The organism is Streptomyces sp. S186 (genome assembly GCF_051603415.1).
Taxonomy (GTDB): domain Bacteria; phylum Actinomycetota; class Actinomycetes; order Streptomycetales; family Streptomycetaceae; genus Streptomyces.
The window spans coordinates 3,951,325-3,966,039 of sequence record NZ_CP193932.1 but is presented as its reverse complement, the minus strand read 5'-3'; the positions used below and the strand labels follow the sequence as shown (position 1 = coordinate 3,966,039).

Genomic DNA, 14,715 nt, shown 5'->3' with positions numbered 1-14,715 from the left:
CATGGATCTGCGTAGAGAACGCCCGTATGCCGTCCCGGAATCGGCCGGGCCGGCACCAGAGCCGCACCCTGGACCGCAACCGCAACCGCAACCGCAACCGCAACCGCAACCGCAACCGCAACGGCAATCGCACCCGCAGCCGAACCGCCCCCAACTCGCCACCGACGCCCCCATCCTGACCCGCCACGTCGGGCCCGTGGAGGCGTTCCACCGCTTCTGGCCCCTGACCCGGGGCGACCGCCGCTGGATGCTGCTGGTGGGGGTGCTCGCGGTCATCGCGGCCCTCGCCGAAACGGTCACCATCCTGCTCTTCGCCCAACTCACCGACCAGGCCCTCGCCAGGGGCTCGGTCAGCGCCTTCTGGGACCCGGCCGGCACCTGGCTCGCCGTCGCGGTCACCGGCGCGGTGGTGGGCTACCTGGGCAGCTCCCTCGCGGCCTGGACCGCGGAACGCTTCCTGCTGCGCCTGCGGGCCCGCGTCTTCATCCACCTCCAGACCCTCCCGCCGCACTTCTTCCAGCGCAACCGCCGCGGCGACCTCGTGGAACGACTGACCGGCGACGTCGACGCCATCGAACGCCTCGTGGTCAGCGGCCTGGTGAGCGCCTGCACGGCCCTGTTCAGCGTGCTCTTCTACGGCGCCGCCGCGCTCTGGCTGCGCTGGGAACTGGCGCTGGCCACTTTCGTCGCCGCCCCGGTCTTCTACGCCGCGACCCGCCGTTTCACCGGCCGGCTGCGCGTGGTCTCCCGCCGGCTGCGGGCGGCTGACGGCGCCCTCACCTCCGTCGTCGAGGAGACGCTGGTCAACGTCGTCCTCACCCAGGCGTACAACCGCCAGCGCGACGAGGAGGCCCGCCTGAGCGGGGTGGCCCTCCGCTGGCTGCGCGCCTCCGTCGTCAGCGCCCGCCTCAACGCCCTCTACGTGCAGCTCGTCGAGGTGCTGGAGACCCTCTGCGTGCTGGCCATCATCGGCCTCGGCGCCTGGGAGATCTCGGCCGGCCGGATGACCCTCGGCCAGCTTCTCGCCTTCGCCGCCTTCATCGGCTACCTCTACCCGCCCATCCGCTCCCTGGGCCAGCTCGGACTGACCGCCACCGCGGCCACCGCCGCCGCCGACCGCCTGCTGGAGATCCTCGACGCCCGCCCCGCCGTCACCGACCCGCCCCCCTCCCGCACCACACCGTTCCCGCACCGCGCCCGCGGCGAACTCACCGTGCACGGCGTCACCTTCCGCTACCCCAACGCCGCCCCCGACCAGCACGCCCTGGCCGCGCTCTCCTTCACCGCGCACTCCGGCGCGTTCCTCGTCGTCACCGGCCCCAGCGGCGCCGGCAAGTCCACCCTCGCCGCCCTCCTGCTGCGCTTCTACGACCCGGACGCCGGCACCATCCGCCTCGACGGCATCCCGGTCGACCGTCTCTCCCTCGCCGACCTGCGCCGCAACATCACCCTGCTCCCGCAGCAGACCCTCGTCCTCCACGACACCATCGCCGAGAACATCGCCTGCGGCCGCGAGCATCCCGTCCCCACCCACCGCGAGGTCGTACTGGCCGCCCAGGCCGCCGACGCCCACTCCTTCATCACCGCCCTCCCGGACGGCTACGACACGGTCATCGCCCCCTCCACCGCCGCCCTCTCCGGCGGCCAGCTGCAACGGGTCGCCATCGCCCGCGCGATGCTCCGCGATGCCCCGGTCCTCATCCTCGACGAGCCCACCACCGGCCTCGACACCCTCGCCGCGCAGCGCATCCTCGGCCCCCTCCACCGCCTCGCCGCCGGCCGCACCACCCTCGTGATCACCCACGATCTCGATCTCGCCGCCACCGCCGACCACATCCTCGTCCTCGACGAGGGCCGCCTCGCCGAATCGGGCACCCACCCCGAACTCCTCGCCCGGGGCGGCTTGTACGCGGAGCTGTTCGAGGGCCGAGGAAGCTGAGGGCGCGCGGTGCCGGGACTCGTGCAACGTGCGGCGTACGGGCGTGGTGCGGCGGCTACCCCTCGCCGTCCCCGAGGCCGACACTCCGGGCGAGCCGGGTGACGGCGTGCTCGAAGAACGCCTCGCGGGCCTCGATCACCCGGTTGAACTGGCCGAAGACCTCGAAGCTCACCAGCCCGAAGAGCTCGGCCCAGGCCGCGGCGGCCTCCGCCAGGACGGGCGCGGGCAGCCGCACATCGAGCGTCTTGCGGAGCCGCTCGGCGTCGTCCAGGACCTCCTGCGGGAGCGGCGGGCCGGCCGGCGCCGATACCGGGGTGTCGCCGATTGGACGGGCGTCCTCGACCACCGCGATCAGCGCGAGTCCGACGCGGGCCGCGGCGGCGGTGGTGTCCTGGGGCGCGGCGTAGCCGGGAACGGGCGATCCGTAGATCAGCGCGTACTCGTGCGGATGCGCGAGCGCCCAGCGGCGGACCGCGTGGCAGATCGCCGTCCACCGGGCGACGGGCGCGGCGCCGGCCTTGGCGAGGGCGCGCTCGGCCGCCTCGCCCACGGCGTCGTAGGCGTCGATGATCAGCGCCGTGAGCAGGTCGTCGCGGCTGGGGAAGTACCGGTACAGCGCGGAGGAAACCATCCCGAGTTCGCGGGCGACGGCCCGTAGCGACAGCTTGGCCGCCCCCTCGGTGGCGAGCTGACGGCGGGCCTCGTCCTTGATGGCCGCGGTGACTTCCCTGCGTGCGCGTTCCCGCGCTCCCTGGATGGCGCTCATACGCTCCAGTCTGCCAGCCGCAGAAGCACTGACCAATATCGAGAGCACTGCTCTTGCTTCGGCGGTCAATCGCGTGCACACTGATCCGTATCGAGAGCACTGCTCTTGCGTTTCCTGTCCTTCTGCCCTGTCGCCACCGGAGGCTCCCCATGAACGCGGAAACCAGCAAGCATGCGGCCACCCGGACGCACGTCGTCAAGCCGGGCTGGGTGACCGTCCACGTGATGAACCGGCTCGTCGCCTGGTTCACCCGGCGCGGCATCAGCGTCTTCGGCTCCCAGGAGTTGGCGGTTCGCGGCCGCAAGAGCGGCGAGTGGCGCCGTACCCCGGTGAACCCGCTCACCGTGGACGGCCGGCAGTACCTCGTCGCGGCGCGCGGTCACGTCCAGTGGACCCACAACATGCGCGCGGCGGGCGGCGGCGAACTCCGCCTGGGGCGGACGGCGCAGGTGTTCACCGCCGTCGAGGTCCCGGACGCCGAGAAGCCCGAGTTGCTGCGCGCCTACCTCAAGCGCTGGAAGGCGGAGGTCGGCGCCTTCTTCGACGGGGTCGGCCCGGATTCCTCCGACGAGGCCCTGTTGCGCATCGCGCACAAGCACCCGGTCTTCCGCATCACCCTCACCAACTGACGCCTCCCCGGAGTCCCTTGTCTCCCCCGGCTCCCGCCGCCGCTAAACAAACAGCCCCAGGACCCTGTCCAGCGACCAGTCCTGCCAGCACATGGTGAAGAGCCCGGTCGCGGAGATCAGCGCCATCATCAGGTTCTGCCCCTGCTCGCCCCAGTCGTGGATCATCAGCACCAGGTAGATGAGGTTGAGCAGCAGGCCCGCGGCCAGGGCGACGGGTGTCAGCAGCCCGACGATCAGGCCGAGCCCGAGCGCCAGTTCCGCGTAGGCGACGACGTAGGCCATCAGCCGTGGGCGGGGCCGGACGATGCGGTCGAAGCCCTTCCGGACCGCGGGCCAGCGGTGTTCGGCCGCGATGCCCGCCGCCCAGGTGATGCCGCCGCCGGCGAACCAGCTCTTCTTGTCCTTGTGGCGCCAGCTCTCCAGCCACCACAGGCCGAGGCCGATACGGAGCACCGCGAGCCATTCGGCACCGTTGAGCCAGATCGTCCGCATGCGAACCGCCCCTCTCGTTCGGCGACAGTCAGCCCTATCTGATGGCCCGTCAGTTCAGCCGAAGGTGCCGGAGAGCGCAAGGGGTCGAGTTTCCCGATGTCCCTTGTGGTTGCGAGGGTGAACTCCTAACCTCCGAACTGACGGGGCGTCAGATCTCCGCAAGCGGCAGTGGGGGTAGACCATGACCAGCGGCAATGGCGGCAATGGCGGCAATGGCGGCAATGGCGGCAATGGCGGCAACGGTGGAACGGCGGAGCTTCCGCGGATCATCAGCGTGGACGACCACGTGATCGAGCCGGCCCACCTCTTCGAGACCTGGCTCCCGCGGAAGTACCGGGACCGCGGCCCGAAACCGCTCACCGCCGGCATCGGTGAACTGGCTTACGTCGGCGGGAAGTACCGCTTCACCACCGACCCTGAGGGCCAGATCACCGACTGGTGGGAGTACGAGGGCCGGCTCTTCCCGTACAAGCGCATCATCGCGGCCGTCGGCTTCTCCCGCGACGAGATGACGCTCGACGGCATCACCCGGGACCAGATGCGGCGCGGCTGCTGGGACCCCAAGGCCCGCCTGGCGGACATGGACGTCAACCACGTCGAGGCGTCGCTCTGCTTCCCGACCTTCCCGCGGTTCTGCGGCCAGACCTTCGCCGAGGCCGACGACAAGGAGGTCGGGCTGGCCTGCGTCCGGGCCTACAACGACTGGATGGTGGAGGAGTGGTGCGGCGACAGCGGCGGCCGGCTGATCCCGCTGTGCCTGATCCCCCTGTGGGACATCGATCTCGCCGTGGCCGAGATCAGGCGCAATGCCGCGCGCGGCGTCCGGGCGGTCACCTTCAGCGAGATCCCCACCTACCTGGGCCTGCCGTCCATCCACTCCGGCTACTGGGACCCGTTCTTCGCGGCCTGCGAGGAGACCGGGACAGTGGTGAACATGCACATCGGATCGTCGTCGCAGATGCCGGCGGCCTCCCCGGACGCCCCGCCGGCCGTCCAGGCGTCGCTGAGCTTCAACAACGCGATGGCCTCGATGATGGACTTCCTCTTCAGCGGGGTACTGGTGAAGTTCCCCCGGCTGAAACTCGCCTACAGCGAGGGCCAGATGGGCTGGATTCCGTACGCCCTGGAGCGGGCCGACGACGTCTGGGAGGAGCACCGGGCGTGGGGCGGGGTGAAGGGCCTGATTCCCGAGCCGCCGTCGACGTACTACTACCGCCAGATCTTCTGCTGCTTCTTCCGCGACAAGCACGGCATCGAGGCGATCGGGACGGTGGGCGTCGACAACGCGACCTTCGAGACGGACTACCCGCACGTCGACTCGACCTGGCCGCACACCAAGGACGTGGCCGCCGACCACGTCGGCCATCTCCCCGCCGACATTGCCTACAAACTGCTCCGCGGAAACGCCATCCGCATGCTGGACCTGCCCTTCGACCGCGAGCGGACGTCACGCGTCACCCGGTCACCCGTCACCCGTCATCCCTCCGCGGCCGGGTAACGGCCGGGTAGCTCCACCGGAAGCGGGCCAGCGCGCGGGCCCGGGCCTCGATGACCGCCATACGGGCGGCGCGCTCGGCGGCTTCGAGGTGCGACGCCTGACCGGTCAACTGGCCGGGCCACTTCCGGTAGAGGAGCCCCACCTCCGAGGAGAACCAGCCACGGCTGGTGGCGTTCAGCGCCAGCAGCAGCCCGGTGTCCTCGGAGGCCGGCAGGGCCATCCAGCCCCCCAGGGCCAGCAGCAGAGCGCGGCGGGCGAAGAGGGACGCGGGGTGGACCTGCGCAGAGAAGTCGTGCGCCGCCCAGTAGTCCAGGATGGCGCCGCACTCGATCGGTCCGTTCTCCGGTTCCCCGGCGAAACCGACGGTGGAGCCGTCCGGCAGCAGGTCGAGGACGCGTGAGGCCGCCCAGCCGATGCCGGGGTCGCCTTCGAGGGCGGCCAGGTCGCGGGCGAGCGCACCGGGCGCCAACTGGTCGTCGGCGTCCAGGACTTTGACGTACTCGTGCTCGTACTCGTCCGCCTCGCCCGCTGTCTGCGCGAGGGCGATGTTGCGGGCGACAGCCGGTCCGCCGGGCCGTCCCTGGCCGAACGTCACCCGCGGGTCGTCCTCCGGAAGGTACGGAGCGACCTCCGCGCTCCTGCCGTCCTCCTGGACGGCCCAGTGCCACTCCCACCCGTCGGGCAGCTCCTGCCGGCAGAGCGACGCGTACGCCTCCGGCAGGAATCGCGCGGAGGGGGCATGGACGGCCGTGACGACGAGGATGCGCCGGCGCACGGCTCACCACCTTTCCAGGGGAGTTGTGAACCGCAGCTCCGTGCGGTCGCCGGGCAGGACGAGATCGGCGACGTCCACGGCGCGGCCGTCGGTGTCGTAGGAGATCTTGCGCAGCACCAGCACGGACGTGCCGGGCGGCAGCTCCAGCTCCTCGGCCTCCTCATGCGTCGGCGGACGGGCGGTGACCCGCTCCTCGACCCGGTCCAGCTCGATGCCGACGGAATGGAGCTGGCTCTGCGAGCCCCCGGGCCACGGCTCCTTGGCCGCGTCCAGCAGCTCGGGATTCCCCGCGACCATCTCGCGGACGAGGTACGAGGTCACCAGGCTGAAGGGGGCGCTCTCGGCGGCGCACCGCGTGCGGTAGGCGCGTTCGAGGAGCACGGTGCCCTCGGGGACGCCGAAGATCCCGGCCAGGTCCGCGTCGGCCGCGCACTCGCGGTAACGGGCGTGGAAGACGAGTTCCCCGGACTCCAGGCCGGTGTCGTGCTCGGTCGCCCCGGCCCGCGCGCGCTGCTCCCGGGGCGCGCGGGCCCGGTCCTTCTCCCACTGGTGGCGGAGGTTGCTGCGCCGGGCGAGGGTGCGCGGGCGGCGGACGAAGGTGCCGATGCCGCGCCGCCGCTCGATCAGGCCCTCGTCCCGCAGCGCGCGGAGCGCCTCCCGGACGGTCGGCACGCTCCGGCCGAACCGCTCGGCGAGCTCCGTCTCGGCCGGCAGACGTTCACCGGGCGCCGGTCGCCCCGCGCGGATGGCCGCGCGAAGCTCGTCCGCGATCCGCTCGTACGCCGCTGCCATCACCGCTCACCGTCCACCGTTTACCGCGCACCGTTCCGCGTTCCACCGGCTCCCCGGCCAGGCTACGACCTCAAACTGAAGGAGACCGGCGACATGAGACCGGCGACGCAAAGGCCGCCGACGACCGGCGACGACACCGCACCGAGGAGGCCGCCATGCCCGAGCTGCCGGACGTCGAAGGGTTCCGGAGGGTGCTGGAATCCTGCGTCAAGGGCAGGGTGATCCGCCGTGTCGACGTACGTGACGCGGGCGTGCTGCACGGTACGAGCGTCCGGCGGCTGCGGGACGCGCTGGAGGGCCGGCGCTTCGCCGCCCCGCGGCGGCACGGCAAATGGCTCCTCGCCCGCACCGCCTCCGACGGCCCCACCCTCCTGCTGCACTTCGGCATGACCGGACAACTGGTCTGTGCCCACCCCGACGACGAGACCGGGGCCCATGACCGCGTCCTGTTCACCGTGAGCGGCGGCCGCCAGCTCCGTTTCCGCGACCAGCGCAAGCTCCAGGGCCTCTGGCTGGCCGATGACGACTCCCAGGTCGAGCGGATGCTGGACCGCCAGGGCCCCGACGCGATGACGGTGGAACGGAAGGAGTTCCAGGCCGCGCTCTCGTCGCGCCGCGGCAGGATCAAGACCGCCCTCACCGACCAGTCGGTCCTGGCCGGACTCGGCAACCTGCTCGCCGACGAGATCCTGTGGCGCGCACGGCTGCACCCCGCCACACGGGCCGGCGACCTCACCGAGGCCGACCTTCGCGACCTCCACACCCACATGCGCCGCACCCTGCGTTCCTCGGTGACCGCCGGCCGCGTCCCGCCCCGCGACTCCTGGCTCACCGGCCGCCGCGACGACCCCGACCCGCACTGCCCGCGCTGCGGCCACCCGCTGCGCCGCACCCGCATGTCCGGCCGCGGCACGGTCTGGTGCCCCCGATGCCAGCCGGACGCGGACTGAAGCCGTCGGTCCGCGGGTGCCGGGCGACGTGTCACCGGGCGAGTGGCTCGCTGGCGGTGAGGGCCGGCCGGACCTTGGTGAGCATCAGGTCGAGGAACTGGTCGGGGTGGCGGAAGGACGCGAAGTGGCCGGCGTTCCGGATGAGTGCGAAGTCCTTCACGGGGGCGGTCACGTCGTCGAAGAACCGGCGGGCCGGCTCGGGCGGGGTGAGGACGTCGCCGTCGCCCTGGAAGACGAAGAAGGGGAGTGGGAACGTGGTGCCTTCGGCCCACTCGTCGATCGTGACGGCTTGGCGCGCGAGCGGCTCGGAGAAGGTCATGGCCTTCAGATAGGCGCGCAGGCCACGCAGGGTGTGCAGCGGCGAGAACCACAGTGAGCGGATCACCACGGTCTTCATGGTGTCGTAGGACAGCGGGTCGGTGGTGAGGACGAGCTTGTTGTACCGCGACTGCTGCTCGACACTCCATGCCGACTTGTCGGCACCCATGGCGAGGACGGCGGCCAGCTCCTTCTTCTTGTCCGCCTGCCGGAGGCGTGCCACGAGTGCGTGGTAGGCGGAGTGTTCGCGCCCGCCGGCGACGATGTTCTGGTCGGTGCCGACATAGGCGGAGTACAGCTCGGGGTGGTTGCGGGCCAGGCGCAGGCCGAGGACGGTGCCGAAGGAGTTGGCGACCAGCAGGACCTTCTCGGCGCCGAGCCGGGCGCGGACGTGCTCGGTGACCTCCAGGGCGTCGCGGTGGAGCCGGTCCAGGCTCATCTCGCCCTGGCCGGCGGGGCCGGTGGCGGCGAAGGTGTTGCCGGCCCCGCGCATGTCCCAGCGCACGATCGTGAAGTGCCGCTCCCAGTCGCGGGTGCGGGGGATGAAGATCAGGTTGGACGCACCGGGGCCGCCCAGGATCTCCAGGATCACGGGGTTGCGCCGGTCCTCCCCGCGGACGGAGACCCACTGGTCGATACCGCCGATGCGGACGAACCCGGACTCGTCGATGCCGTTCGGGGTGGTGATGAGCAGCCGCTTGGCGTGCGCGGCGCGCTTGGCCTGACGGTAGCCCAGCAGGCCGGCGACGGGCGCGGCCAGGGCGGCGGCGGAGGCAGTGAGAAGGGCGGTGAGCATGGCGGTTCCCCCAACTGTTTATGGCGTCAGCAGTTTTCGATATCGTTTACGGTATATACAGTTGATGTCGGCGTCAACGGTGCCGGTGTCAACGGTCCGCCGGCCCGGCACGGCCGACCGCCGTCGAGAGGGAGGGCTGCATGGCCAAGGAGAAGGCACGTGACCTGCGCGCGAGCATCGCGCTGCTGTGGGGGGAGCAGGGGCAGCCGACCCGCGGTCCCAAGCCGAGCCTGACCCCCCGGCGGATCGCCGAGGCCGCCGTGGCCCTCGCCGACGCCGAGGGTCTGGCGGCCGTCTCCATGAGCAAGGTCGCCGCCGAGTTCGGTGTGTCGGCGATGGCGCTGTACCGCTATGTCCCGGGCAAGGCCGAACTGGTCGAGTTGATGGTCGAGTCGGTCCTCGCCGAGGCGCCCGATCTGTCGGCGGCAGGCAGTGGCTGGCGGCCACGGATCGTCGAATGGGCCCGCCGGTCCGAGCGCGTCCATCGGTCCCACCCCTGGCTGCTGGCGGCCACCGCGATGCGCCGCCAGGTCATGGGGCCGAACCAACTCGCCTGGCTGGACGCGGCGTTCGCGGCGCTGGAGCCCACCGGCCTCACGGCCGGCCGGCAGCACCGGGTCTTCGTTCTCGTCGCCGGCTTCGTGCGCACCCATGTCCAGCAGTTGCTCGACTTCGACGAGGAGCACAGCCGGGAGTGGAACCACCTCACCGGCGAACTGCTCGACCGGCATGCCGACCGCTTCCCCACGCTGACCCGCGCCATCGCCGCGGGCGCCTTCGCCCCCGACACCACCGACCCCCTGGAGTTCGGCCTCGACCGCATCCTCGATGGCGTCCAGACCCTCATCGACCAGAGTTGATCAAGGGTGTTGGGCCCGGATGCGAAATCCCGGGGACCGGAGGAGGCTGGTGGGAGGCCGTACGGTTCGCCCGTCGCGCACATGAGCTGCGCATCCGTTGAAGGTCGCCTGGCTGCCCCGGTACGCCAGGCCATCGGAGGTGAACCATGCTCTGCCAACACCGTCACCTCGGAGTCGTGACCGCCGCGGCGGTCCTCGCCCTGCCCGCGGTCGGCACGCCGCACGCCGGAACCCCGGCCGCCGCACCGCACACCTGCTCCGTCCAGGACCTCATGCTGTCCTGGGCCGGCGGCACCGCGAAGAAAGGCGGTACCGGCAATCAGGACACCGCCATTGTCCGCGTGCACAACAAGGGCAACACGTCGTGCACGCTCCGCGGCTATCCGAAGGTCACTCTCAAGGCCAAGGCGGGACACGACACCGAGAGCTTGCGGGAAACCCCCCGGACCAAGCCGGAGACGGTCACGATCGCCCCGGGCACCCACACGACGTTCACCATCGTCTTCCTCAGCGCGATCAGCAAGGACGAACTGAAATACGCCATCAAGCCCGACAAGGTAGATATCACCCTGCCCGGTAACAGGCATTCGGCCAGCCTCAATTGGGACTGGGGACCGGTCACCCGGCAACAGTCCGCGACGCATCCCGGCAACTACGTCGGCGCCCTCGGCAAGTCCCTCAAACCGTGAAACGGCCGGCTACCCGGGCGTGCGGTGCAGGAGGCCGCGTTCCAGGGCGACGACCACCGCGCGGGTGCGGTCGTCGACGTCGAGCTTGGCGAAGAGCCGCAGCAGATGGGTCTTCACGGTGGCCTCGGCGATGACGAGCCGCCTGCCGATCTCGGCGTTGGTGAGCCCGTCGGCGACCGCGTTCAGCACTTCGGCCTCCCGGGCGGTGAGCGGCACCGGTGCGGGCCGGCGCATCTTGGCGACGAGTCTCTCGGCCACCCGCGGGGCGAGCACCGTCTCACCGCGGGCCGCCGCCCGGATGGCGTCGGCCAGTTGCTCGCGGGTGGTGTCCTTGAGCAGGTATCCGATGGCACCGGCCTCGACCCCGCGCTCGATGTCGGCGTCCGTGTCGTAGGTCGTCAGGATCAGCACCCGGGTCCGCGGGTGCCGGGCGACGATCTCGGTCGTGGTCGCGACCCCGTCGAGTACCGGCATGCGCAGGTCGACCAGGGCGACGTCGGGGGTGTGGTGGTCGACGAGTTCGAGTGCCGCGCGGCCGTCGGCCGCCTCGCCGACGATCTCGATGCCCGGTTCGGCGGCGAGCAGGGCGATGACGCCGGCGCGCATCACCGTATGGTCGTCGACCACGATGACGCGAAGCGTTCGGCGGGTCGTTTCGCCGGTCATGCCGTCACCTTCCGTTCCTGGGAGTCGGCTCCGTGGGAATCATCGCGAGCACACGGGTACCGTCGCCGACCGAGCTGGTGACGGTGAGCTGCCCGCCCAGCTCGGCGAGGCGCTTGCGCATCCCGTCGAGGCCGAACCCCGGTGCCTCCCCGACCACGAACCCCCGCCCGTCATCGGTGATTTCCAGCTCGACGCCGAACGGCCGGCGCGCCAGCACCACGCTCACCGTGGAAGCCGCCGCGTGCTTACGGACATTGGCCAGCGACTCCTGCAGACAGCGCAGCAACGCGATCCTGGTCCGCTGGTCGCACTCCGGGTCGGCCAGTTCCGCGTCGACGGTGAGCCCGGTGTCCTCCCCGAACCGGTCCAGGGTCCGGCGCAGCGTGTGCGCCACCGAGCCCGCGGCCACCCGGCTCCGCTGCCCGGAGCCGACCAGCTCGCGCGCCTCGGCGAGGTTCTCGCGCGCCGTGCTCTCGATCGACCGCAGCTGCTGGGTGCTCCGGTCCGGATCGGTGGCCAGTCCCGCCCGGGCCGCCTCGGCCAGGACGATGATGGACGCGAAGCCCTGCGCGAGGGTGTCGTGGATCTCCCGCGCCATCCGCTCGCGCTCGTCGGCGGCGCCCTGGCGCTGGTGCGCCTCGGACAGCCGGGCCTGGGTCCGCTCCAACTCCTCGATCAGCCGGGCGCGTTCACCGCTCTGCTCGACGACCGAGTGGATCCACAGCCCGATCAGGATGCTGGCGGCGACCACGATGAGCGTGGAGACGAGCGTGGAACCGAGGAACTCCGCGCTCCAGCCCTTCCGCAGCCAGCTCCCGGTCAGCGTGGAGACGGTGGCGAGCCCGGTGAAGGCCAGCGAGGCCCGTACCGTCCGGCCGAACAGCCAGAAGTGCGGCAGCGTCACGATGAACAGCGCCGCATAGCCGCTCCAGAAGTACGCGCACCCGCCGAGCGCCAGGACCAGCACCGACAGATAGGTGTACGGGCGCAGGACGGGGTTGGCGGGGAAGCGGTGGAGGACCGCGTAGCTGAGCGTCACACAGCCCAGCAGAGCCACCGCCGCGTACGTCTGCCCGCCCTGGCTCCCGGTCAGGGTGAGACCGGCGAAGAGCGCGCCGAACAGGACCCAGCAGACCGCGTTCCACCGGCGCAGGGTCCGGGCCCGGAACGGGTCGGCGGGGTGGCCGGGGGCCGGGCCGCCGAGGGGGTCGGGGCGCCGGGAGTCCAGGCTGCGTTCGGCCCTCGACCAACGGATCATGGCGGTCAAGCGGATCATGGTGGTCAACCTACGTGGACCGCCGCCACCGCGGGCCGCCGCCTGCGCGGTACTCCGCGCCCGGGCCACCAACTCGCCTCGCCGAGGAGCGTCATGGCCGCCGGCAGCACCATGATCCGGATGACGAAGGCGTCCAGCAGCACCGCTGCCGCCAGCACGAAACCGATCTGCTTCATCTCGATGAGGTGCAGGAAGACGAAGCCGGCGAAGACCGTCACCATCACCACCGCGGCGCTGGTCACCACCGCGGCGGAGCCGCCGATCCCGTCGACCACGGCCCTGCGTGTCGGTACGCCGCTCAGGACGGCCTCCCTGATCCGGCTGACCACGAACACCTGATAGTCCATCGACAGCCCGAAGAGGATCACGAACAGGAACAGCGGTACCCGGGAGCCGATCGATCCGGTGGAGTGGAAGCCCAGCAGGCCCTCGGCCCAGGTGCCCTGGAAGACCAGGACCAGCAGCCCCAGCGCGCCGGCGGCGGAGAGCAGGTTGAGCACGACGCCGAGCAGCCCGAGCACCACCGAGCGGAAGGCCAGCGCCGTCATGACGAAGGTGACCAGCAGCAGCGCGCCGATGACCAGCGGCAGCCTGGCGGTCTGGTGGGCGGGGTAGTCGGTGGTCCGGGCGACGTCGCCGGTCACCCCGGTCTCGGCGCCGGGTATCCGGCCGACGGTGGCGGGCAGGTAGGCGTTCCGGAGGTGGGCGAGGGACCGCCGCGCCTGGTCGGAGTTGCCCGGATACGGGACGGACAGCTCCAGCACGCCGATGCGGTGGTCGTCCGACGTGCGCAGCCGGGGCCGGCCGGTGAACAGCGGGTCGGCCTGTGCGCGGCGGCCGAGTTCCCGGAGCGCGGCGGCCACTTCACCGGCTCGGTCCGGCCGGGCGCGCACCACGACCTGATGCAGGACCCGGTGCTCAGGGAAGGCCGCGTTCAGCCGGTCGTAGGTCCGCATCGCGGGGACGGCGCGGGAGTGGGTGTCGCGGCTCATCTCGACCAGCTTCAGCCCCGCCAGCGGGGCGGCCAGGCCCAGCAGGAGCAGCACGGAGACACCCAGGGTGAGTACCGGGTGGCTGCTCGCGGGACGGGTCAGCGCCGCCCACCCCCGGCCGGTCCCGCCCGTCCGCATCCGGCCGGTCCCGCCCGTCCGCATCCGGCCCGTCCCGCCCGTCCGCATCCGCCGCGCCCGGCGGCTCCGCGGCCGGCGCGTACCGTCCGCCCGGCGGGCCTCCCCGCGCTCCGCCCTGCGCTGCGCCCGCTGCCCGGCCTTGACCAGCAGCGCGGGCAGTACCGTCAGCGAACTGGCCACGGCGACCAGCACGACGACGATGGTGCCGGTCGCCAGCGAGGAGAAGATGACGTCGGAGGCCAGATACAGGGTGGCCGTCGAGACGACCACCGCGAGCCCGGAGACCACGACCGCGCGTCCCGAGGTCGCCGCGGCCAGCTCCACCACCGCCTCGGGGCCGAGCCGGCCGGCGGAGCGCGCCCGTTCCTCCCGTTCCCGCTTGAGGTAGAAGAGCGTGTAGTCGACGCCCACCGCGAGGCCGATCAGAATGATGACGTTGGTGCCGACCCCGGCGTCGGGCAAAAGGTGCGAGGCCACCATGGACAGACCCATGGCCGCGGCGATCGACGAAAGCGCCAGCAGCAGCGGCACGGTGGCCATCACGAGAGAGCCGAACGCCAGCAGCAGGGTGATCAGGGTGGCGGGCAGGGTGATCGCCTCGGAGAGCGCCAGGTCATCGCCGCGCTGAGCATCCACACCCTTGCTGATGGAGGGGCCTCCGGTCTCCTCCACCAGCAGAGCGGGATGGCTCCGCTGCGCCGCCGTGGTCTGCGCCCACAGCGGACCGACATGCTTACGGGCCTCCAACTCCGGCCCCCGCATGGCGACTTCGACCATGACGGCCTGACCGTCGCGGGCGATACGCGGCGCGGCCACGCTCTCGACCTCGGGCAGCCTCGCCATCCGGGCGGCGACGTCCCGCGCGGCGGCCTCGGCGGCCGGCCGGTCCAGGGCACCGGACCGGGCTGAGACCAGCACCTGCTCGGTGGGCCTGCGCTCCAGGTGCCCTTCGGAGGCCATCGCCTCGGCCCGGCCGGCCTCGCCGACCCGGTAGTCCTCGGTGGTGGCGTTGTGGGTGCCGACCGCGGCACCGAGGCCCAGGCACAGCACGACGAACACCAGCCAGCCGATGATCGCGCGCCAGGGATGCAGCGCACTCCAGCGGGCGGCGCGCACAGGTAGCTCTCTCATACGAAGAC

15 protein-coding genes are annotated in these 14,715 nt (G+C 71.7%); 7 read left to right on the top strand and 8 right to left on the bottom strand.

The genetic code is table 11. The features are described from left to right. Positions 1 to 26: 26 nt before the first annotated feature. Positions 27 to 179: a hypothetical protein gene (locus ACRAS8_RS16905; protein WP_438486865.1), complete on the top strand. Its 153-nt coding sequence runs from the start codon at positions 27 to 29 to the stop codon at positions 177 to 179. 17 nt (positions 180 to 196) lie between these two features. Beyond that, positions 197 to 1,939 carry an ABC transporter ATP-binding protein gene (locus tag ACRAS8_RS16900; RefSeq protein WP_438486864.1) on the top strand — a complete coding sequence of 581 codons (1,743 nt, stop codon included), beginning with the start codon at positions 197 to 199 and terminating at the stop codon, positions 1,937 to 1,939. A 55-nt stretch (positions 1,940 to 1,994) separates the two neighbouring features. On the opposite strand, the gene ACRAS8_RS16895 is transcribed toward ACRAS8_RS16900, so the two are convergent. Beyond that, positions 1,995 to 2,705, bottom strand: coding sequence for a TetR/AcrR family transcriptional regulator (locus ACRAS8_RS16895; protein ID WP_438486863.1), 711 nt, complete (start codon positions 2,703 to 2,705; stop codon positions 1,995 to 1,997). 149 nt (positions 2,706 to 2,854) lie between these two features. Here ACRAS8_RS16895 and ACRAS8_RS16890 point away from each other — a divergent pair, with 149 nt between their 5' ends. Next, positions 2,855 to 3,334 carry a nitroreductase family deazaflavin-dependent oxidoreductase gene (locus ACRAS8_RS16890; RefSeq protein WP_438486862.1) on the top strand — a complete coding sequence of 160 codons (480 nt, stop codon included), beginning with the start codon at positions 2,855 to 2,857 and terminating at the stop codon, positions 3,332 to 3,334. 42 nt (positions 3,335 to 3,376) lie between these two features. Here the strand turns inward: ACRAS8_RS16890 and ACRAS8_RS16885 are convergent, their stop codons facing one another. Continuing rightward, positions 3,377 to 3,826, bottom strand: a complete 450-nt coding sequence (locus ACRAS8_RS16885) for a DoxX family membrane protein (protein WP_438486861.1) — start codon at positions 3,824 to 3,826, stop codon at positions 3,377 to 3,379. 181 nt (positions 3,827 to 4,007) lie between these two features. Here ACRAS8_RS16885 and ACRAS8_RS16880 point away from each other — a divergent pair, with 181 nt between their 5' ends. After that, positions 4,008 to 5,324 carry an amidohydrolase family protein gene (locus ACRAS8_RS16880; RefSeq protein ID WP_438486860.1) on the top strand — a complete coding sequence of 439 codons (1,317 nt, stop codon included), beginning with the start codon at positions 4,008 to 4,010 and terminating at the stop codon, positions 5,322 to 5,324. Here ACRAS8_RS16880 and ACRAS8_RS16875 read toward each other — a convergent pair. Continuing rightward, the gene (locus tag ACRAS8_RS16875) at positions 5,296 to 6,099 is read right to left on the bottom strand and encodes a glycosyltransferase family 2 protein (RefSeq protein WP_438486859.1); all 804 of its coding nucleotides are present in this window, start codon (positions 6,097 to 6,099) and stop codon (positions 5,296 to 5,298) included. The two genes, ACRAS8_RS16880 and ACRAS8_RS16875, sit on opposite strands and share 29 nt — an antisense overlap. A 3-nt stretch (positions 6,100 to 6,102) precedes the next feature. Further along, on the bottom strand, positions 6,103 to 6,891 hold the full coding sequence (locus ACRAS8_RS16870; RefSeq protein ID WP_438486858.1) for a GntR family transcriptional regulator: 789 nt from the start codon (positions 6,889 to 6,891) through the stop codon (positions 6,103 to 6,105). A gap of 155 nt (positions 6,892 to 7,046) precedes the next feature. Between ACRAS8_RS16870 and ACRAS8_RS16865 the strand changes: the two genes are divergently transcribed. After that, positions 7,047 to 7,841, top strand: coding sequence for an Fpg/Nei family DNA glycosylase (locus tag ACRAS8_RS16865; protein WP_438486857.1), 795 nt, complete (start codon positions 7,047 to 7,049; stop codon positions 7,839 to 7,841). A 31-nt stretch (positions 7,842 to 7,872) separates the two neighbouring features. Here the strand turns inward: ACRAS8_RS16865 and ACRAS8_RS16860 are convergent, their stop codons facing one another. Next, positions 7,873 to 8,955 (bottom strand): alpha/beta fold hydrolase, encoded by a 1,083-nt coding sequence (locus ACRAS8_RS16860; protein ID WP_438486856.1) that lies wholly within the window; start codon positions 8,953 to 8,955, stop codon positions 7,873 to 7,875. Between the two features lie 140 nt (positions 8,956 to 9,095). Between ACRAS8_RS16860 and ACRAS8_RS16855 the strand changes: the two genes are divergently transcribed. Next, positions 9,096 to 9,815 (top strand): TetR/AcrR family transcriptional regulator, encoded by a 720-nt coding sequence (locus ACRAS8_RS16855; protein WP_438486855.1) that lies wholly within the window; start codon positions 9,096 to 9,098, stop codon positions 9,813 to 9,815. 176 nt (positions 9,816 to 9,991) lie between these two features. Then, positions 9,992 to 10,504, top strand: a complete 513-nt coding sequence (locus tag ACRAS8_RS16850; RefSeq protein ID WP_438486854.1) for a DUF4232 domain-containing protein — start codon at positions 9,992 to 9,994, stop codon at positions 10,502 to 10,504. Positions 10,505 to 10,513: 9 nt separating this feature from the next. On the opposite strand, the gene ACRAS8_RS16845 is transcribed toward ACRAS8_RS16850, so the two are convergent. From ACRAS8_RS16845 to ACRAS8_RS16835, 3 genes are read right to left on the bottom strand one after another with little or no spacing between them, the layout of a single operon-like run. Continuing rightward, on the bottom strand, positions 10,514 to 11,170 hold the full coding sequence (locus ACRAS8_RS16845; protein ID WP_438486853.1) for a response regulator: 657 nt from the start codon (positions 11,168 to 11,170) through the stop codon (positions 10,514 to 10,516). Positions 11,171 to 11,174: 4 nt separating this feature from the next. Next, on the bottom strand, positions 11,175 to 12,428 hold the full coding sequence (locus tag ACRAS8_RS16840; RefSeq protein ID WP_438490510.1) for a sensor histidine kinase: 1,254 nt from the start codon (positions 12,426 to 12,428) through the stop codon (positions 11,175 to 11,177). Positions 12,429 to 12,451: 23 nt separating this feature from the next. Further along, entirely contained in the window at positions 12,452 to 14,707 is a 2,256-nt protein-coding gene (locus tag ACRAS8_RS16835; RefSeq protein WP_438486852.1) for an MMPL family transporter, read from the bottom strand. Positions 14,708 to 14,715 lie beyond the last annotated feature (8 nt).